At 31.9% G+C, this 18743-nt stretch carries 17 protein-coding genes and 2 tRNA genes; 10 read left to right on the forward strand and 9 right to left on the reverse strand.

The annotated features are described in order from the left end of the window. Positions 1 to 16: 16 nt before the first annotated feature. Both HW119_RS01855 and HW119_RS01860 read right to left on the reverse strand, forming a co-directional pair. Positions 17 to 679 carry a sterol desaturase family protein gene (locus HW119_RS01855; RefSeq protein WP_177761002.1) on the reverse strand — a complete coding sequence of 221 codons (663 nt, stop codon included), beginning with the start codon at positions 677 to 679 and terminating at the stop codon, positions 17 to 19. Positions 680 to 746: 67 nt separating this feature from the next. Further along, a complete protein-coding gene (locus HW119_RS01860; RefSeq protein WP_177761003.1) occupies positions 747 to 1754 on the reverse strand; it encodes a 3-oxoacyl-ACP synthase III family protein in 1008 nt (335 codons plus the stop codon). Positions 1755 to 1951: 197 nt separating this feature from the next. Here HW119_RS01860 and HW119_RS01865 point away from each other — a divergent pair, with 197 nt between their 5' ends. The 3 genes from HW119_RS01865 (at position 1952) to HW119_RS01875 (ending at position 5731) form a co-directional block, all read left to right on the forward strand. Then, positions 1952 to 4375, forward strand: coding sequence for a prolyl oligopeptidase family serine peptidase (locus tag HW119_RS01865; RefSeq protein ID WP_255497950.1), 2424 nt, complete (start codon positions 1952 to 1954; stop codon positions 4373 to 4375). Positions 4376 to 4483: 108 nt separating this feature from the next. After that, a complete protein-coding gene (locus HW119_RS01870) occupies positions 4484 to 4951 on the forward strand; it encodes a lipocalin family protein (RefSeq protein WP_177761004.1) in 468 nt (155 codons plus the stop codon). A 75-nt stretch (positions 4952 to 5026) separates the two neighbouring features. After that, positions 5027 to 5731, forward strand: coding sequence for a hypothetical protein (locus tag HW119_RS01875; RefSeq protein WP_177761005.1), 705 nt, complete (start codon positions 5027 to 5029; stop codon positions 5729 to 5731). Between the two features lie 10 nt (positions 5732 to 5741). Here the strand turns inward: HW119_RS01875 and HW119_RS01880 are convergent, their stop codons facing one another. Next, entirely contained in the window at positions 5742 to 6674 is a 933-nt protein-coding gene (locus tag HW119_RS01880) for an ABC transporter ATP-binding protein (protein ID WP_177761006.1), read from the reverse strand. A gap of 38 nt (positions 6675 to 6712) precedes the next feature. Beyond that, positions 6713 to 7657, reverse strand: coding sequence for a thioredoxin-disulfide reductase (gene trxB, locus HW119_RS01885; protein ID WP_177761007.1), 945 nt, complete (start codon positions 7655 to 7657; stop codon positions 6713 to 6715). Between the two features lie 237 nt (positions 7658 to 7894). Between trxB and HW119_RS01890 the strand changes: the two genes are divergently transcribed. Both HW119_RS01890 and HW119_RS01895 read left to right on the forward strand, forming a co-directional pair. Next, positions 7895 to 7969, forward strand: a tRNA-Pro gene (locus tag HW119_RS01890). 36 nt (positions 7970 to 8005) lie between these two features. Continuing rightward, a tRNA-Pro gene (locus tag HW119_RS01895) sits at positions 8006 to 8080 on the forward strand. A gap of 42 nt (positions 8081 to 8122) precedes the next feature. Here the strand turns inward: HW119_RS01895 and HW119_RS01900 are convergent. Next, a complete protein-coding gene (locus HW119_RS01900; RefSeq protein WP_177761008.1) occupies positions 8123 to 9469 on the reverse strand; it encodes an amidohydrolase in 1347 nt (448 codons plus the stop codon). A 393-nt stretch (positions 9470 to 9862) separates the two neighbouring features. Between HW119_RS01900 and HW119_RS01905 the strand changes: the two genes are divergently transcribed. Then, positions 9863 to 10714 carry a helix-turn-helix domain-containing protein gene (locus tag HW119_RS01905; RefSeq protein WP_177761009.1) on the forward strand — a complete coding sequence of 284 codons (852 nt, stop codon included), beginning with the start codon at positions 9863 to 9865 and terminating at the stop codon, positions 10712 to 10714. A 30-nt stretch (positions 10715 to 10744) separates the two neighbouring features. On the opposite strand, the gene HW119_RS01910 is transcribed toward HW119_RS01905, so the two are convergent. The 4 genes from HW119_RS01910 to HW119_RS01925 form a co-directional block, all read right to left on the reverse strand. Next, positions 10745 to 11656: a transporter gene (locus tag HW119_RS01910; protein ID WP_177761010.1), complete on the reverse strand. Its 912-nt coding sequence runs from the start codon at positions 11654 to 11656 to the stop codon at positions 10745 to 10747. A gap of 1 nt (position 11657) precedes the next feature. Further along, positions 11658 to 12704, reverse strand: a complete 1047-nt coding sequence (locus HW119_RS01915) for a cytochrome-c peroxidase (protein ID WP_177761011.1) — start codon at positions 12702 to 12704, stop codon at positions 11658 to 11660. Positions 12705 to 12719: 15 nt separating this feature from the next. Next, positions 12720 to 13535 carry an MbnP family protein gene (locus HW119_RS01920; protein ID WP_177761012.1) on the reverse strand — a complete coding sequence of 272 codons (816 nt, stop codon included), beginning with the start codon at positions 13533 to 13535 and terminating at the stop codon, positions 12720 to 12722. 125 nt (positions 13536 to 13660) lie between these two features. Further along, positions 13661 to 14002, reverse strand: coding sequence for a hypothetical protein (locus HW119_RS01925; protein WP_177761013.1), 342 nt, complete (start codon positions 14000 to 14002; stop codon positions 13661 to 13663). 218 nt (positions 14003 to 14220) lie between these two features. Here HW119_RS01925 and udk point away from each other — a divergent pair, with 218 nt between their 5' ends. The 4 genes from udk to scpA are packed head-to-tail and all read left to right on the forward strand — an operon-like array spanning position 14221 to position 18695. Then, on the forward strand, positions 14221 to 14829 hold the full coding sequence (gene udk, locus HW119_RS01930; protein ID WP_177766495.1) for a uridine kinase: 609 nt from the start codon (positions 14221 to 14223) through the stop codon (positions 14827 to 14829). A 9-nt stretch (positions 14830 to 14838) separates the two neighbouring features. Then, on the forward strand, positions 14839 to 15183 hold the full coding sequence (locus tag HW119_RS01935; protein ID WP_177761014.1) for an FtsB family cell division protein: 345 nt from the start codon (positions 14839 to 14841) through the stop codon (positions 15181 to 15183). 5 nt (positions 15184 to 15188) lie between these two features. After that, a complete protein-coding gene (locus tag HW119_RS01940) occupies positions 15189 to 16565 on the forward strand; it encodes a methylmalonyl-CoA mutase subunit beta (protein WP_177761015.1) in 1377 nt (458 codons plus the stop codon). 6 nt (positions 16566 to 16571) lie between these two features. Further along, a complete protein-coding gene (gene scpA, locus HW119_RS01945; RefSeq protein WP_410503969.1) occupies positions 16572 to 18695 on the forward strand; it encodes a methylmalonyl-CoA mutase in 2124 nt (707 codons plus the stop codon). Positions 18696 to 18743 lie beyond the last annotated feature (48 nt).

Consider the following 18743-nt stretch of genomic DNA (forward strand, 5'->3'; position numbering starts at 1 on the left):
ATTTTAAAATTCTATCTTACTTATCAAACATTAAATCTTTTACTTTCTCTTTATTTATTTTTACTTTTTTCACATCGAACATCGTACCGAAAACACGGTCCCAAAACGTGTTACTTACACCAAAGCCAAGTTCCTCATCTTTATAATGATGCAAATGATGATTATCCCAAAGTGGTTTCATAAATTTAAAAGGTGGTGCCATCGCATGAATCAAATAATGCATAGATGCATATAAAAGATAACCAATCATAAATCCAGGAAAAAAAGCAAACACATAATTACCTAAGATTAAATATTGAATTCCGAATAGTAAAGTTGCCAAAATTAAACTTGGAATTGGCGGCATAAACAAACGTTGTTTGTCTCTAGGAAAATGATGGTGATTGCCGTGAAAAATATAAACAATACGTTCGAGCTTTGAACTTTCGGTTACATAATGAAAAATATAACGATGCGCTAAGTATTCAAAGAAAGTCCAAAAAAATAACGCTCCGATAAAAATACCGAATATTTGCAAAAAAGAAAATCCTACAGTTGTATATGCATAATACAAACTGTAGGATAATATTGGAATGTACATCCCCCAAATTACTGCAGGATGTCCTTTTGTTAAACTTTCTAAAAACTTATTTTCAAAAATCTGAGCTTGACCTTTATTATTAATTTTATCGAATTTCATATTTCGTAAGTTTATTTTTCTAAAATTAAGAAAAAACACTTACAAAATCAAAAACTTTTGTTAAAAATTACCAACGAATAATAGCACTTGCCCAAGTAAATCCGCTACCAAATGCAGCTAAAACAACTAAATCACCTTCTTTGATTTTACCTTGTTCCCAAGCTTCAGTTAAAGCAATTGGAATAGAAGCCGCTGTTGTGTTTCCGTATTTCTGAATGTTGTTATAAACTTGGTCGTCTGTCAATTTAAATTTATTTTGAATAAATTGTGAGATTCTCAAATTCGCTTGATGCGGAACCAACATATTAATATCAGAAACTTGCAAATTATTTGCTTGTAAACCTTCGTTAATTACTTCACTAAAACGAACCACAGCATTTTTGAAAACAAACTGTCCATTCATATAAGGATAATACGATTCGTCGTCTGGATTATCGTCTTTTAAGATATCAGTAACCCAACGTTTTCCCATACCTGGCGCAATTAAAGCTAACTCCTCAGCGTGTTCACCTTCTGAATGCAAATGTGTTGATAAAACTCCTTTCGTTGTATCTTCTTCTCTTGATAAGATTGCAGCTCCTGCTCCATCTCCAAAAATTACAGAAACACCACGTCCTCGAGTTGTCATATCCAAACCTTTAGAATGAACTTCTGAACCAATGATTAAGATATTTTTATACATTCCAGTTTTGATGTATTGGTCAGCAATAGACAACGCGTAAATAAAACCAGAACATTGGTTGCGAATATCTAAAGCTCCAACGGTACGTAAACCTAATTCTTTCTGAATCATTACACCTGGTCCTGGGAAATAATAGTCTGGACTTAAAGTTGCAAAAACAACAAAATCGATATCTTGAGGGTCAATTTTAGCACGTTCAATCGCAACCTTAGCTGCTTTGATACCCATTCCAGAAGTTGTATCTTCTTCTAAAGCTACATGTCTTCTTTCTTGAATTCCTGTACGTTCTTGAATCCATTCATCGTTGGTATCCATTAACTTTGACAAATCATCATTAGTTACAATATTCTCAGGAACATAATATCCTAATCCAGTAATTTTTGAATGAAACATGGAATATATTTTTTAATTAATTTTCAAAATTTTTAGTTTGCAAATTTACTATAAAAACTTATTAGCACAACACTTATATCCAAAGGTTTAACATTTTTCAGTACCCTTTTTTAAAAATTTCGTAAATAGATGTTGATTACTTGCCTTTTTATTGATAATCAACTAATTTAGCAAAATTACTGTTAACTAAGAACTAAATGAATAAATATTTTAAAACATTAATCGCCCTAATGATTGGAACATCAACTATGCTTGGACAAGAAAATGTTACATACCAAAAACCATCAAAAGAAATTTTACAACTAGCCGATTTTGAAAGAGCTCCGTCGGTATCGATGGATTCGAAAAAAGAATTGATGTTGTTAACCTATCGTAATACCTATAAAAATTTAAACGATTTAAATCAGGACGAATTACGTTTAGGAGGTTTAAGAATTAATCCGAATACAAATATTAGCAGCACGGCTACTTTTATCAATAACATTAAATTAAAAAAGGTTACTGATAAAAACGAAACACAAGTTAAAGGTTTACCTGCAAATGCAAATATCAGCAATTTAAATTGGTCACCAGACGAAACTAGAATTGCCTTTACAAACACAACCAATTCAGGTAATGAATTATGGATTTTAGATATTAAAACGGCAACTGCTACAAAATTAACCGATGCTGTTTTGAATGCGAATTTAGGAAATCCGATTACTTGGTTTAAAGACAATCAAAATTTATTGATTAAGGTTTTACCTGCAAATCGTCCGGCTTTGATTGACCCTGCAAAAGATATTCCGAACGGACCAATTGTTTCTGTCAGTCAAGCTGGAACCGTTTCTCAAAACAGAACATATCAAGATTTATTGAAAAATAAAACAGATGAAACAAATTTCGAAAACATTGTTACGTCTGAATTATATAAAATCGATTTAAATGGAAACAAAAAGCTTTTCAAATCGGGTGATTTATTTGTTGGTGAAACTTTTTCTCCAGACGGAAATTACATCATGTTAACCGTTTTAGAAAAACCGTTTTCATACATCGTTCCATTAAACCGTTTTCCGATGAAAACAATTGTTTACGATGCAAACGGAAAAGAAGTTAAAGTCGTAAACGAATCGCCAATTAACGAAGTGATGCCGAAAGGTTTTATGGCTGTTAAAACTGGGAAACGAAATTTATCTTGGAGAGCTGACCAACCAGCTTCGTTATTTTTTGTTGAAGCTTTAGATGAAGGTGACCCAGCAAACAAAGTTGAATTTAGAGATGAGTTATTCACTTGGGCTGCTCCGTTTACAAGCAATCCAGAATCGTTAACTAAAACACCGCAACGTTTTGCAGGAATTTCTTGGGGAGACGACGAAAATGCAATTATTTACGACCAATGGTACGACACCAGAAATGAAAAAACCTATTTATTTAATCCAAAAACAAAAGGCGCATTAAAAACAATTTGGGATAGAAACTCACAAGATATTTATTCTGACCCAGGAGATTTTCAGACTACAAAAAATCAATTTGGAAGACATACTTTACAAATCGAAAACAACCAATTGGTTTTGGTTGGTGAGGGTCATACAGCAAACGGACAATTTCCGTTCATCGATGTTTTAGATTTAAAAACATTAAAAACAAAACGTTTATATCAATCGAATTATACTGATAAAATCGAATCAATTTCTTCAATTGTTGATTTCGGAAAAGGAAATGTTTTAGTGAATATTCAATCTAAAAACGATTATCCGAATTATTATTTCAGAAACATCAAAAAGAAGAACGATGTAAAACAAATTACATTCAACGAAAATCCGTTCGAAAGTATTAAAGATGTTCATAAAGAAGTTATCAAATATAAACGTAAAGACGGTGTTGAACTTTCGGGAACTTTATATTTACCAGCAAATTACGACCGAAAAAACAAAACAGAAAAACTTCCGTTATTAATTTGGGCGTATCCTGCAGAATATAAAGATAAAAACAGTGCTGGCCAAAGTGCAGCAAATCCAAACGAATTTACGTTTCCATATTACGGTTCATTCGTTTATTGGGCAGCTAAAGGTTATGCGGTTTTAGACGATGCTGCTTTCCCGATTATTGGTGAAGGAGAAACAGAACCAAACGATACATTTATTGAGCAATTAGTTGATAATGCAGCAGCAGCGATTGATGCAGTTGATAAATTAGGTTATATAGACAGAACTAAAGTCGGCGTTGGAGGACATTCATACGGTGCATTTATGACAGCGAATTTACTTTCACATTCAGATTTATTTGCTTGTGGAATTGCAAGAAGTGGTGCTTACAACAGAACGTTAACTCCGTTTGGTTTCCAGCGTGAACAACGTAATTACTGGGAAGTTCCAGAAGTTTACAATACGATGTCTCCATTTATGAACGCTGAGAAAATGAAAACTCCAATGTTATTGGTTCATGGAGAAGCTGATAATAATCCCGGTACATTTACATTACAAACCGAGCGTTATTTCCAAGCTTTAAAAGGATTAGGCGCTCCGGTTCGTATGGTTTTACTTCCAAAAGAAAGTCATAGTTATGTTGCTAAAGAAAACATTCTTCATTTACTTTGGGAACAAGAACAATTCTTAGACGAACATTTAAAGAATAAAAAATAAATTCAAATTAAGAATCGACCAATTAGTCGGTTCTTTTTTTACATCTTAGCTTTTATTTCTAAAAAAATGTACATTTGCTCGATAAATCAAGAAATTTAAAACAAGATTATGAAAAAAATTTTATTCAGCTTTTTAGCACTTTCTACTTTAGCAATCGCCTCTTGCTCTAGTGATGACAATGCTACAACAGAACCCAAAACTGAAGTTACAACTTCTCAGATGTTAGTTGGTAAATGGAATATGGTTACAGAAATTTTTATTTATCAAGGTGAAACAGAAACAGAAGATTTAAAAATAGAAAATTGCAATTATGATTTTTTTGATTTTAAATCAAACGGAACTAAGGATGAAGTTTATCATTCAGAAGATGGAAATTGTACTGAAGAAAACTTTGTTGGTACTTGGACATATAATCAAACTGACAACACAATCTCAACAATTGATACCGAAGATAATTACAAAATGATTTATAAAATTATCGAAATATCTTCAAATTCAATGAAACTTAGATTGCTAAATGACGATGGAGTTGTTATACCAGATGAAGTTGAAATTTATTCGATATTAGAAAAATAAAAAAATATTCCAAAAAAGAGCTTGATTAATTTGAGCTCTTTTTTTTATCTTTATAAAAACCAAATACTTATATAATTGAAAATTACAAAAGCTATTTTAAGAATCATTGTTTTAACCTCCATCATTTTATTGATACTTTCGGTTGACCCATTAATCGATTGGTTGTATCAATTTAAATTCAATACAAAAATACTTCCAAATAATCCGGCTGCTGATTTTAATTTATATTACGATGCAGCTAGAATTTCAACTGACAAAAAAGTTTTATATGCTGATTTTGGTTTTATAAGTTTCATGCTTTTGATGTTTCTTAATTCGCAAGAAAAATTATTCAATCTAAAAAAAGCCTCTCAAAATCCACCACGAAACGAACTGTTTAAAATTTTCGTTATTAGATTATTCGTGTACTTCTCCATCTTAGCAGGCATATTTTTCACTTATGTTGTATTTGAAGATGTATTTGAGAAGTTTGACACATCAAGCAATGTATTTGTATCAAGTGTTATTTTATTGATTGTAAACCTAGTTATAATTGCGCCATATATCATCTCGATTGGAATTTATGATGGTTTTGACATATTAACTTTTATCAAATTTTCTTTAACCATTACAGTTATTTTAGGAATTTGCATGTCTATTGGAATAAGTGGATATTTTGGAGGAGCAATTGCAGCATCAGTAGGTAGTTTAAGTACAGGAAAAAAAATAGCTTCCGACTTTAAAAAATTTGATGCGTTTTTTGGAATTCAAGGAAAAAATATTTTCGAAATGTTTCGTTAAATTAAATCATTCAAATACCTACATTAACACGACTTTTCTCATCATATTCTTTATCTGAAAAAACAAAAAGCTCTAAATCTTGAAACTTAATTTTTAAAAGAAATCCATTTCCTTTAAAATAACATTTCTCAACTTTTGCTTCAAAACCTTCTTCCATAATTTTAATTTGATGAGGTCTCAAATATAAAATTGAACCATCATTTTTTCCAAAATAACAAGCAGGAATCAAATTAATATCTCCGGTTAATCGAGCAACATATTCGATTTTTGGAAAATTATAAATCTGGTTTGGAATATCTTTTTCAATAAGTTTTCCATCTTGCATTACTACAATCTCATCCGAAAACATTAAAGCTTCATCTGGCGTATGCGAAGTAAACAAAACGGTTATTCCTTTTTCCTTACAATATTCAAATAGATGTCGACTAATTCTATTTTTTTGATATGAATCTATATGACTAAAAGGTTCATCAAGCAAAAGCACTTCAGGTTCTAAAGCAAGAACACGAGCCAAAGCCACACGTTGCATTTGTCCGCCACTCAATAACTTAGCTTTAGTATTAGCAAAATCTGTCATTTCTACTAATTCTAAAAGTTCGTTTATTCTTTCTGATTTTTCTTTTAAATAAAAATTTGAAAGAAAACGACCAACATTTTCAGATACAGAAACAAATGGCATTAAATCAAAATCTTGAGCCAAATATTTCATATAATCGATTCCTGGAACCAAGTGAAACTTAGGTCCTAAAATTTGATTTTTATTCCAAAACATTTTTCCTGAATCAGCATCCAAAAGACCATAAATCAATTTTAATAAAGTCGATTTACCTGAACCGCTTGCACCTATAATCGAAATAATTTGACCTTTTACTACAGAAAAGCTAACGTTATTTACAACAGAATCATTTTCATACGAAAATGATATTTGATTAATTTCTAACATAAAACAAAAAAGAAAAGCGACTAAAAAGTCGCTTTGAATTATTTACTTGCCAAATAACGTTCGGCATCTAAAGCAGCAATACAACCAGAACCTGCAGCGGTAATTGCTTGGCGATAATCTTTATCTTGAACATCTCCACAAGCAAAAACCCCCGGAAGATTCGTTTTAGAAGTTTTTCCTTCAGTTAATAAATAACCTGTTTCATCCATATTTAATTGACCAATAAAAATATCTGTATTTGGTTTATGACCAATAGCAACGAATACACCAGTTGCAGCGATTTCTTGTTTTTCTCCAGAAACTCTATTAACCACTCGAACACCAGAAACCAATTGTCCATCACCTAAAACTTCGTCAATTTCGGTATTCATTAAAATTTCGATATTCGCAGTATTACGAACACGTTCTTCCATAATTTTAGAAGCACGGAACTTTTCTGAACGAACTAACATCGTAACTTTATTACATAAATGTGATAAATAATGTGCTTCTTCACATGCAGAATCTCCTGCTCCAACAATAATTACATCTTGTTTTCTATAAAAGAATCCATCACAAACCGCACAAGCAGATACACCACCACCCATTTGTAAATAATGTTGTTCTGAAGGTAAACCTAAATATTTTGCAGTTGCACCAGTAGAAATAATTACCGTTTGTGCGTGAATTTCAATGGTATCGTTAATCCATACTTTTTTTACATCCCCAGATAAATCAACTTTCGTAGCCCAACCATCACGAACATCCGTTCCGAAACGTTTAGCTTGCGCTTGCAATTGGTTCATCATTTCTGGGCCAGTAACGCCATCAGGATAACCAGGGAAATTTTCCACTTCATTTGTAGTTGTTAATTGACCACCAGGTTGCATTCCTTGATACATAACCGGATTCATATTTGCGCGAGCAGCATAGATTGCAGCCGTATATCCTGCCGGACCTGATCCAATAATCAAGCATTTAATATTTTCTATATTTTGTGACATTATTTAATGTTTTGTATAAACTTTGTTTCTAACAAAAATAGCTATTTAATTAGAAAATCAAACCTTTTTATCTATATTTTGTATCAATTAAAAGATTGAAAAAAATTATCCTTAAACATATTCAATTTTTAAGATTCTGAAAATCTATGTTTTAAAAAAATGTTTCAAAAAAAGATTTAATTTTTCTTGCAGATATAAATTTTTGACTTAAATTTGCACTCGTAATAATGAAGCTTTCGGGGTGTAGCGTAGCCCGGTTATCGCGCCTGCTTTGGGAGCAGGAGGTCGCAGGTTCGAATCCTGCCACCCCGACAAATTACTTCTTATTACAAAAACAGATAACCACTTCGGGGTGTAGCGTAGCCCGGTTATCGCGCCTGCTTTGGGAGCAGGAGGTCGCAGGTTCGAATCCTGCCACCCCGACAAAACAAAAAGCTTCAAGTTTACTTGAAGCTTTTTGTTTTATTAGGTTGACTGAACAAATTTACCTTTATGAATTAACTTTTTGATAGGTGATATTCTCGCAACAGCTTCAGCACTACAACTTGCATCCACAAAAACCAAATTGGCAACATCATATTTTTTAGGCCATTGTTGTTCGCCCAAATCATTTAATGGTAATTTATTTGCTGTTGCAATTTTTAAACATCTAGACAATCCAAATTCTGAATTATAACCGTAAAGTTGCGCCATTAAATTAGCCTTTTGTAACATACTACCTGTTCCGAAAGAATCCCAGTGATCTGTAATACTATCATTCCCTGAGTAAACAGTAACTCCATGTTTATATAAAGTTGGTATTGGCATAGTTATTCCTCCAAAAGGAATTGTAGAAATAATTCCGACTCCTGCATTTGCTAATTCATCTGCGATTTTTTCTTGTTGTAAATTGTCGAGAGCAGCCAATATAAAACAATGACTCAAAAAAGTTTTTCCTTTTAATGTTGGATTTTCATTCACCTTTTTGATGATATATTCAACCGTATCTAAACCATATTTATTCATTTCATGTAAATGCATATCGATTCCTTTGTTATGATCCAAAGCCAACTGAACAGTAAAATCAATTGTTTTTTCAATAGAACCATCTAATGTGTAAGGATCAACTCCTCCAATAAAATCTATATCGGATTTCGCAGCTTCTTTTAAAAGAGCAACAGAATCTGTATAATAAACACCATGTTGAGGAAAAGCGACCAATTCTGCTTCAAAATCATTTTTACGATTTTCTAAAACTTTTTGAATTTCATGTAAACGATCTAATTTAGAAGTGGGTTCAATATTTATATGACTTCGTGTAAATGAAGCGCCATTTGTTTGCAATAAATCAATAATTTTATTTGCTCTAAAAGTAGTTTCTGTAGCGATTTTAGGAAGTAACTCTTTCTCAAATTCAATCATACCTTTAACTCCTTTAACATTTGTATTTTTAGCTTTCCAAGGTCCACCAAAATACGTTTTATCTAAATGAATATGCATATCTTTAAATGATGGCAACATTAACAAACCTTGCATATCAATAGCATTTGCATCATTTGGTTGATTTTTTTCGATTGCAGAAATTTTTCCATCTGAAATTGAAATAGTAAACAAATCCGTTTTTGTTGCTTCGACTTGGCCTTTTTCATTAAACTCAAAACCTATCTCAAGTAATACATTTTTTATTTTAAAATTTGATTCATTCATATTTTCTAATCGCTTTTTTTTATCAAAATTCAAGGTCTTTTGATTTGACATCATTCCTTCAACCAAACCAATTCCCAAAACTCCTAATCCTGATTTTTTCAAAAAATCTTTCCTTGTCATGTTCATTATCTACAAAATTAATATGATTTTCAAAAATAGAACTAAAAACCAACGATTTAGCTATAAAAATCATCTCAATATTTAGAAATATTATCACTTTTTATCAATTAATTATAAAATTTACAATGTTAGAAATAAAATTCACAATGTAATTTTATAATTTTTAGTTGAATTTTGAATTATATGAACAAAGAAGTTATTTACGAAAACAATTAATGAAAATTTATCAGTGTTTTTCAAGTGTTGGTTTTTTTTTCAATTTCCATTTAGATAGTTTAATTGAAGATTAAATCATTTTACCTTCAAATAAAAGTCAAAAATTTATTTGAAACAATAAAATGGGTTAATTCAAATTGGTGAAATTAACCCATTTTTCTTATTTTTATAAAAAATAAAATTATGCCTTTTTCAAATCTTGATTTTCCTAATATTGGTATTGAAGCATTTATTGCTCAAAAAACTGCAGGAAATGACACACTCTTATATAATATTCTTGAAGGCGAAAATCATATTGAAAAACCACACAAACACGATTTTTTTATTATCATTCTTTTTGAAAAAGCAGTTGGTGAGCACGAAATTGATTTCATAAATTATCCAATAGAAGACAAACAAATTCATCTTTTATTTCCTGACCAAGTTCATAAATGGAATATTCAGAAGAATTCAAAAGGTTATCAATTGATGATAAATCGTGTATTTTTTGAACATTTAATTCCTTATTTTAGATTTTCCGCAATCAACTACATCAATCATCCAGCTATCTCAATTTCAAACAAAAATTTTGAATTATTAAAATATGAATTCAATCAAATTCGAAGAGAAATTGAATCTAAAAATTATTTACAAGAATTGATTTTTGCTAGAGCTTCAGTAATTGCAACCATCATTAGCACCGAAATTGAAAATAACATTCAAGAAACTAAAGTATTTCAATCTAATCCGAGATTAGTTAAATTTCAAGATTTAATCGAACAATATTATAAAAAAGAAAAAACAGTAGCTTTTTACGCATCAAAATTACATGTAACTGGAAATTATCTTAACATTCTTAGTAAAAAGCATTTAAATTTATCTGCTATTGAACTGATTCAAAATAGAGTCATTTTAGAAGCAAAAAGACTATTGCAATCAACAAACGAAACCGTAAAAGAAATCGCTTTTGAATTGGGATTTGCAGATCATGCTTATTTTTCAAATTTCTTTAAGAATAAAACACAATTAACACCTACTCAATTTAGAGAAAAATAAAAGCTTCAAGTTTCCTTGAAGCTTTTATTTTTATAACTTATAATTTAAATGCAAACTAAATCGATAATCTGATTTTACTTTACCTCCAGTTAAGTTTTGAGAAATGGGTAACATTCCGTTAAGACCAAAACCAAATTTTTTAAATCCAATTTCAAATCCAATTTTACCAAACAGCGCATCTCCTTTAGTGTCCTTTAAATCTTCGTCGAATTGTTTATTAGTTTGAAAAACTTCGCCTGAAACTCCAAGTTGTGGAACCAGAACTACTTCGTCAATTTTGGTATTATAAAAAAGAACCGAATTATAATTAAACTGATTTCCAAACTGATATTGGTCTTTATTTTCTGTTTTTATATTATAAGAAACCGATGAATTCCAACCTAAACTTTCACGAATCAAAGTATATTCTGCGTGTAACAAAACATCCCAACTTCCCGTTCCAACTTGAAAACTAGGATTCACAGTTCCGTTCATCATCGAATTATATTTTCCGGTTGGAGCTTTTACGCCGGTTCCAATTTCAAGATTTTGAGCCCAAACCGCGTTTTCAGAAACCTTATTTAACAAGGTGTAAAATCCGACTACAGAAACATCTCCTAAACCAGAAATGGACTGGGCTCCTAAAGTTTTTTCATTGTTATGAAATTGAAATGGAACAATTGCAGAAATCTGAAATTTGTCAGAAACTGAAAACTTGGTCCATAATTGAACGGTATTAAAATTCTCTTTAATCCAAGGCGAATCGTTATATAAACCATCTTTACTTGTATATTGCTGATAAAAATAACGAATACCTACAAAATTCTTATTCAACAAAGAACTAAATCCAAGCGATCCGCCACTTGTTGAACATCCACAGGCATCGCAATCTTCATCAAAAAAAGGATGCGCAAAAATTGGCATTCCAATTAAAAGGAACACTATTAAATATATTTTTTTCATATTAATTTTTAAATTGAGAATTGGTTATAAAATCATCGTCTGTCAAGGTTTTTAAAAAGGCAATTAACTGTTGCTTTTCTTCTGACGACAAAGAAATTCCTAATTGATTTTGATTTTTTAAAATCGGATCCAAAGTTTTAGAATCAATCATTCCGTTTGAATAAAAATTCAAAACAGATTCTAACGATCCAAATCTTCCATCGTGCATGTACGGTGCCGTTAACGCAACATTTCGTAAACTAGGCACTTTGAATTTATATCGATCAGAAATATCGCCAGAAACTTCTTCCCTACCTAAATCATTCAACAGCGGATTTGGAGGTAATCCATTATTTCGAAATGAATTGTCAGTAAACAAATCAGATATATGGCAACTTGCACATTTATTTCTAAAAATTTGCAATCCTGCTTTTTCTTCAGAAGTTAATGTTCCACCAACTTCATTTCGAATGTATTTATCGTATTTTGAATTTGCAGAAATCATCACAGTCATAAACTGAGCCAAAGCTTTTAACATGTTTTGACTCGATATTTTCTGATTTGGAAATGCCAACTCAAACAAACGAATGTATTTGGGATCCGTTTCAATTTTTGATATGATGGACGGTAAGGTTTCGTTCATTTCCAATTCGTTATGAATCGGAACAATCGGAACCATTTCTAAATTATTCGAAGCACCATCATAAAAATATTCCGAAACAAATGCTAGATTTTGAATAGCAGGCGTATTTCTTTTACCAATTTTATCGTCAACACCGTGACTTAAATCATGTCCGTGATGCGTAAATGCAGAAGCTTGTTCGTGACAAAACGCACAAGAAACTTGATTATTTGACGACAATCTTCCGTCGTAAAATAAAGTTCGTCCTAATTCAATTCCTTTTGTTGTTAACGGATTATTCGAATACAAATATTTCAATTCAGGAAAATTTGAAGGAATTGTTAATTGATATGCTTCATTAACCTCATCAATATCCTGATAATCAGAGTCGTTTGGATTACATGAAAATAGCAATCCGAAGCTCATTAATAAAAAGATTTTTTTCATTTTCGAAAAGAAATTTTAATGAGATTCACCCGAATTATGAACGTGATCTACCGTAAACATTTCAGTTGCATTTTGATGAATTTTTGGAGACAAATTCGCATTCACCATAATAGAAGCCGTTGTTCCAGCAGGATTCAGATTTTCTGATAATTTGATTTTATTTGTACCATCTAAAATCTTATTGGCATCAACTAAAAAATGAATACTTGGTCTCATATTTTCGCGAACACGAGCCGAATTAGGTAACGATAAAGTAATTTCTTTGTAATTATCTAATGCAGTTCCGTGACTACCAACATGAACCGAAAAATTTGGAGTTCCTTCGACTTCATTTGATCGGAAAACACCTTCCATATTAATAAACTTATAACCTGTAATCCAAGCCCAAGTCATTTCATGTTGCGCTGCTAAATCCCAAAATTCTTGTTGATCGTTTTCGCCAGTTAGGTACTTTTCTTGGTCAACGCCAATTCCAAAAGTTATAGAAGTATAATTTGCGGCAGGCACATTTTCTAAATCAATCGTTAATTGATTGGCACCAGAATCAATAATAAAATACGATTCGTTTTTAGGATACGTAAATGTTTCACCTTTATCATTGATCAATCGGATGTTACTTATGATGTAACTAAATCTAGAAATCTGAAGCGATTCGTTATTCGAATTTGTATAAAACGAGGTTTCCAAAAGTAATTTATCACCATTAAAAGTGTGGTCAAAAAACAATTGAACATTTCCTTTTTCATTTGTAGCAATCGAATCATCGTTCGAATTACAAGTCACAAGTAAGCTTACCATCAAAATTGACAGTATTTTAAAAATATTTTTCATTTGATTTTAATTAATTATTTATCAACAATAGTTGTTTTGTCGGAAGTCATCCAACTAACAAAGAATAGAAAATCTTAAGCATACTTACTGCTTTCACATCAAATGATTGATGTAAAATGAGATTTTCAATAAAATAAATAATTAATGGGAGGTTGAAAGATTAGTGAATGAAAGCTTGAAACGTACAAATCTTCTGAGGTTACAATTTGTTCACTTTCAATCACTGTTGAACCGCTAGAAAGTTCAAAAGCATAAAGCGCTTCACAAAAAATTACATTTTCAAAAACAGGAAATTTATAATCTTTTCCTTCTTTTTGATTTTCTGAAGAAGCTTTAGCCAGTTCTTTCATTAAATGACATTTCCCGTTACATTTTAAATCGGGCTTGTCACGATTCACACAAAGCTCATTAACAATATAATCATATTGAATAATGTAAGAAGCCAACGGAAAGACGGGCTTAAACATATAGAGCATTATGAAAATTAGCATTAATTTCTTCATGCTGCAAAATTAATCCACAGGTTAATAGTTTCCTAGAAATAAGCATAAAAAAAACAAAAAATTTATTCATTATCAAATGATTAAAAGTATCAGATAAAAACATAACTTTATGAATTATAATTGATTTGATTAAATGATATATTAAGCTTAAAATTATTATTTTTGTGGAAAATAAAATCAATATGTTAGTTATAGGAATTGCTGGAGGTACAGGAAGTGGAAAAACAACTGTAGTTCATCAAATTATGAGTGAATTACCAGAAACAGAAGTAGGTATTATCTCACAAGATTCATATTATAAACAAAACGACCACTTAAGTTTTGAAGAAAGAGCGTTAATAAACTTTGATCATCCAAGAGCGATAGATTTTGAACTTTTAACACAGCACATCAAAGAACTAAAAGAAGGAAAAAACATCAACCAACCGGTTTATTCGTTTGTGCATCACAACAGAACAGATGATTATGTATTAACGCATCCGAGAAAAGTAATGATTGTTGAAGGAATTTTGATTCTTACAAATCCTGAGTTACGTGATTTATTTGATATTAAAATATATGTTCATGCCGATTCGGATGAGCGATTAATTCGTCGTTTGAAACGTGATATTGCAGAACGAGGCAGAGATATGAACGAAGTTTTATCTCGTTATCAAACAACATTAAAACCAATGCACGAGCAATTTATTGAACCAACAAAAGCACATGCAGATATCATTATTCCGAATGATACATACAACACGGTAGCAATTGATATTGTTCGAACTGTAATCAACGAAAAAATTTCTTAATTTGTACAAATGAAAATAATAACCAAAATAACAGCTAAATATCCTTTTTTAAAATGGATAACCAATCGTTTCGTTCTGGTTACGGTTTTCTTTGTTACATGGTTATTTTTTTTCGACACCTATGCTTTTTTTGACCATTTAAAAATAAATGAAGAAATTCAAAAGCTAGAAGAAAACCGAGATTATTATAAAGATGAAATTCTAAAAGATGAGCAAACCATTAAGAAGCTACATCGAATGGAAGAAGTGGAAAAATACGCTCGCGAAAAATATTATATGAAGCGCGAAAATGAAGATATTTATATCATTGATATCGAAAATGAAAACGCATCAGAATCTGATTCAAAAAATTAAATTACATGACTAATAATTTATTTAATGAATTTGAGAAAATCACTTCGAAACAGTGGAAAAATCAAATTCAATACGAATTAAAAGGCGCCGATTATAACGAAACCTTAATTTGGGAAAGTTTAGAAGGAATTAAAGTAAAACCTTTTTATCATTCCGATGAAGATGCGGTTACAAATGCCGTTGAAACATCTGCAAGCAACTTTAAAATTGTTCAAGAAATTTTTGTTCACGACCTTGAAAAGTCAATTCACCGTGCAAATGATGTTTTAAACCGTGGTGCAGAAAGCATCCGTTTTATCATAGATAACGAAAATATTGATGTTTCTTCTTTATTAAACGAAATCAAAACAGATGTAAATTCGGTTTATATTCAATTAAATTTTTTATCAAAAACTTTTGTTGAAAAGATAAATACAGAAGCAGGTAAATTAGCTTTTGAGATTTTTGTTTTAGTTGACCCAATTCATCAATTAGGAAAAGACGGTAACTGGTTTACCAACTTAAATACAGATTTTGAAGCTTACAACAACATTGTAAATACTTGTAAAAACATCAATTTTGTAACCGTAAACGCACAGCTTTATCAAAACGCTGGTGCAAATATGGTACAACAATTAGCTTACACTTTAGCACATACCAACGAATATTTAAATCGAGTTCCAAACTTTGAAGGAACCATTACCATTCAGATTGCCGTTGGCACAAACTACTTTTTTGAGATTGCTAAACTGAGAGCTTTACGCTTACTTTTCGAAACTTTAGTAAACGCTTACAATCCAAATATTACCTTACACATTTTAGCAACTCCTACAAAACGTAACAAAACCATTTACGATTACAACGTAAATATGTTACGTACAACAACCGAATGTATGAGTGCGATTTTAGGTGGAGCTGATGCGGTTGAAAACTTAAATTACGATGCTTTATTCCATAAATCTAACGAATTTGGATCTCGTATTTCAAGAAATCAATTATTGGTTTTAAAGAACGAAAGTTATTTAGATAAAGTAAACAATCCGGCTGACGGAACGTATTATATCGAAAACTTAACGCAACAATTAGCAGAAAAAGCTTTGACCTTATTTAAAGACATTGAAGCAAATGGTGGATTGATTACGCAATTAATCGAAGGAACTATCCAACGTAAAATTGCGGAAGCTGCGGCTAAAGAACAAGTTTTATTTGACGAAGGTAAAGAAGTGCTTTTAGGAACAAACAAATATCCAAACGCGCAAGACAAAATGGCTCATGATTTAGAATTATTCCCTTTTGTAAAACAAAATCCTCGTAAAACCTTAATAAGTCCAATCATCGAAAAACGTTTAGCTGAAACTTTAGAGCAACAACGTTTAGAAGAAGAAAAAAACGCTAACGCGTAATTGATTATGAGAAAAAACGTTCAAAATATACAATTACCGAAAAACAAAAATATCCAAGCTGCAAACGAAAATATGTTTGAAACAGCTGAAGGTATTTCGGTTAAGAAAACCTACCAATTAGCGGATATTGAAAACGCTGAACAAATTGGTTTCGGAGCTGGTTTTGCTCCTAATTTAAGAGGCCCGTATGCAACGATGTACGTTCGCAGACCTTGGACCATTCGTCAATACGCAGGGTTTTCAACAGCTGAAGAGTCAAACGCTTTTTACCGTAGAAACTTAGCTGCTGGACAAAAAGGACTTTCAGTTGCGTTTGACTTAGCTACACACCGCGGATACGATTCAGATCACGAACGCGTAGTTGGTGATGTTGGTAAAGCTGGTGTTGCGATTGATTCTGTTGAAGATATGAAAATCTTATTTGATCAAATTCCTTTAGATCAAATGTCAGTATCTATGACAATGAACGGAGCGGTTCTTCCAATTTTAGCCTTCTATATTGTAGCTGCAAAAGAGCAAGGTGTTGATGAAAAATTACTTTCAGGAACCATCCAAAACGATATTTTAAAAGAGTTCATGGTGCGTAATACGTATATTTATCCACCTACTCCTTCCATGAAAATCATCGCGGATATCTTTGATTATACGAGTAAGAAAATGCCAAAATTCAACTCGATTTCAATCTCAGGATATCACATGCAAGAAGCTGGAGCAACTGCAGATATTGAGTTAGCTTATACTTTGGCAGATGGTTTAGAATACATTCGTACTGGTTTAGCTGCAGGTATGAAAATCGATGACTTCGCTCCTCGCCTTTCGTTCTTCTGGGCAATTGGTATGAATCATTTTATGGAAATTGCAAAAATGCGTGCGGCTCGTATGATTTGGGCAAAGTTATTAAAACAATTCAATCCAGAATCAGAAAAATCGTTAGCCTTACGTACGCACTGTCAAACTTCAGGTTGGAGTTTGACTGAGCAAGACCCATTTAATAACGTAGCTCGTACAGCTATCGAAGCTGCAGCAGCAGCATTTGGTGGAACACAATCGTTACATACCAATGCATTAGACGAAGCGATTGCTTTACCTACAGATTTCTCGGCACGTATTGCGCGTAACACACAAATCTACTTACAAGAAGAAACTAAGATTTGTAAAACGGTTGATCCTTGGGCAGGAAGTTATTATGTAGAAAGCTTAACTTCTGAAATCGCTGATAAAGCTTGGAAGTTAATCGAGGAAGTTGAATCATACGGAGGAATGACTAAAGCGATTGAAGCGGGAATTCCGAAAATGCGTATCGAAGAAGCGTCTGCTCGTAAACAAGCGCGTATCGACTCTGGTCAGGATATTATTGTTGGTGTAAACCAATACCGTTTAGAAAAAGAAGATCCGTTACAAATTTTAGAAGTTGATAACCAAGTGGTACGTCAACAACAAATAGAACGTTTAAATTCTATTAAAGCAACTCGTGATAACGCAAAAGTACAAGCTTGTTTAGCTGCTTTAACTGAAACTGCAAAAACTGGTGAAGGAAACTTATTAGCTTTAGCTGTTGAAGCTGCAGAAGCTAGAGCGACTTTAGGAGAAATTTCTGATGCTTTAGAAGAAGTTTTTGGACGTTACAAAGCACAAATCAGAACCATTAGTGGTGTTTATAATAAAGAGATGAAAACAAATGAAAGTTTTGAAAAAGCAAAACAATTAGCTGATGCATTTGCAAAACAAGAAGGCCGTCGCCCACGTATTATGATTGCGAAAATGGGACAAGACGGTCACGACCGAGGTGCAAAAGTAGTTGCTACAGGTTATGCCGATGTTGGTTTCGATGTGGACATGGGACCTTTATTCCAAACGCCTGCCGAAGCTGCAAAACAAGCCGTTGAAAACGATGTACATGTTTTAGGAGTTTCTTCTTTAGCTGCAGGACACAAAACTTTAGTTCCGCAAGTAATTGAAGAATTAAAGAAATACGGTCGTGAAGATATTATGGTTATTGTTGGAGGCGTTATTCCTGCACAAGATTACCAATATTTATTCGATGCTGGAGCAGTTGCCGTTTTCGGTCCTGGTACCAAAATCGCAGATGCTGCCATTACCATTTTAAATGTTTTATCTGATAATGAATAAACGAAAAGTCCTGATTTTTTTCAGGACTTTTTTTATCTTTAATAAAAA

Source organism: Flavobacterium sp. I3-2, assembly GCF_013389595.1.
In the GTDB taxonomy this organism is placed as follows: Bacteria; Bacteroidota; Bacteroidia; order Flavobacteriales; family Flavobacteriaceae; genus Flavobacterium.

What these genes read in the sequence shown, in the direction of transcription:
- trxB (WP_177761007.1), bottom strand. Translation starts at nt 7,657, where the DNA reads ATGTCACAAAATATAGAAAATATTAAATGCTTGATTATTGGATCAGGT.
- HW119_RS01915 (WP_177761011.1), bottom strand. Translation starts at nt 12,704, where the DNA reads ATGAAAAAAATCTTTTTATTAATGAGCTTCGGATTGCTATTTTCATGT.
- HW119_RS01905 (WP_177761009.1), top strand. Translation starts at nt 9,863, where the DNA reads ATGCCTTTTTCAAATCTTGATTTTCCTAATATTGGTATTGAAGCATTT.
- HW119_RS01920 (WP_177761012.1), bottom strand. Translation starts at nt 13,535, where the DNA reads ATGAAAAATATTTTTAAAATACTGTCAATTTTGATGGTAAGCTTACTT.
- HW119_RS01925 (WP_177761013.1), bottom strand. Translation starts at nt 14,002, where the DNA reads ATGTTTAAGCCCGTCTTTCCGTTGGCTTCTTACATTATTCAATATGAT.
- HW119_RS01940 (WP_177761015.1), top strand. Translation starts at nt 15,189, where the DNA reads ATGACTAATAATTTATTTAATGAATTTGAGAAAATCACTTCGAAACAG.
- HW119_RS01935 (WP_177761014.1), top strand. Translation starts at nt 14,839, where the DNA reads ATGAAAATAATAACCAAAATAACAGCTAAATATCCTTTTTTAAAATGG.
- HW119_RS01900 (WP_177761008.1), bottom strand. Translation starts at nt 9,469, where the DNA reads ATGAACATGACAAGGAAAGATTTTTTGAAAAAATCAGGATTAGGAGTT.
- HW119_RS01910 (WP_177761010.1), bottom strand. Translation starts at nt 11,656, where the DNA reads ATGAAAAAAATATATTTAATAGTGTTCCTTTTAATTGGAATGCCAATT.
- HW119_RS01870 (WP_177761004.1), top strand. Translation starts at nt 4,484, where the DNA reads ATGAAAAAAATTTTATTCAGCTTTTTAGCACTTTCTACTTTAGCAATC.
- HW119_RS01865 (WP_255497950.1), top strand. Translation starts at nt 1,952, where the DNA reads ATGAATAAATATTTTAAAACATTAATCGCCCTAATGATTGGAACATCA.
- udk (WP_177766495.1), top strand. Translation starts at nt 14,221, where the DNA reads ATGTTAGTTATAGGAATTGCTGGAGGTACAGGAAGTGGAAAAACAACT.
- HW119_RS01855 (WP_177761002.1), bottom strand. Translation starts at nt 679, where the DNA reads ATGAAATTCGATAAAATTAATAATAAAGGTCAAGCTCAGATTTTTGAA.
- HW119_RS01880 (WP_177761006.1), bottom strand. Translation starts at nt 6,674, where the DNA reads ATGTTAGAAATTAATCAAATATCATTTTCGTATGAAAATGATTCTGTT.
- scpA (WP_410503969.1), top strand. Translation starts at nt 16,572, where the DNA reads ATGAGAAAAAACGTTCAAAATATACAATTACCGAAAAACAAAAATATC.
- HW119_RS01860 (WP_177761003.1), bottom strand. Translation starts at nt 1,754, where the DNA reads ATGTTTCATTCAAAAATTACTGGATTAGGATATTATGTTCCTGAGAAT.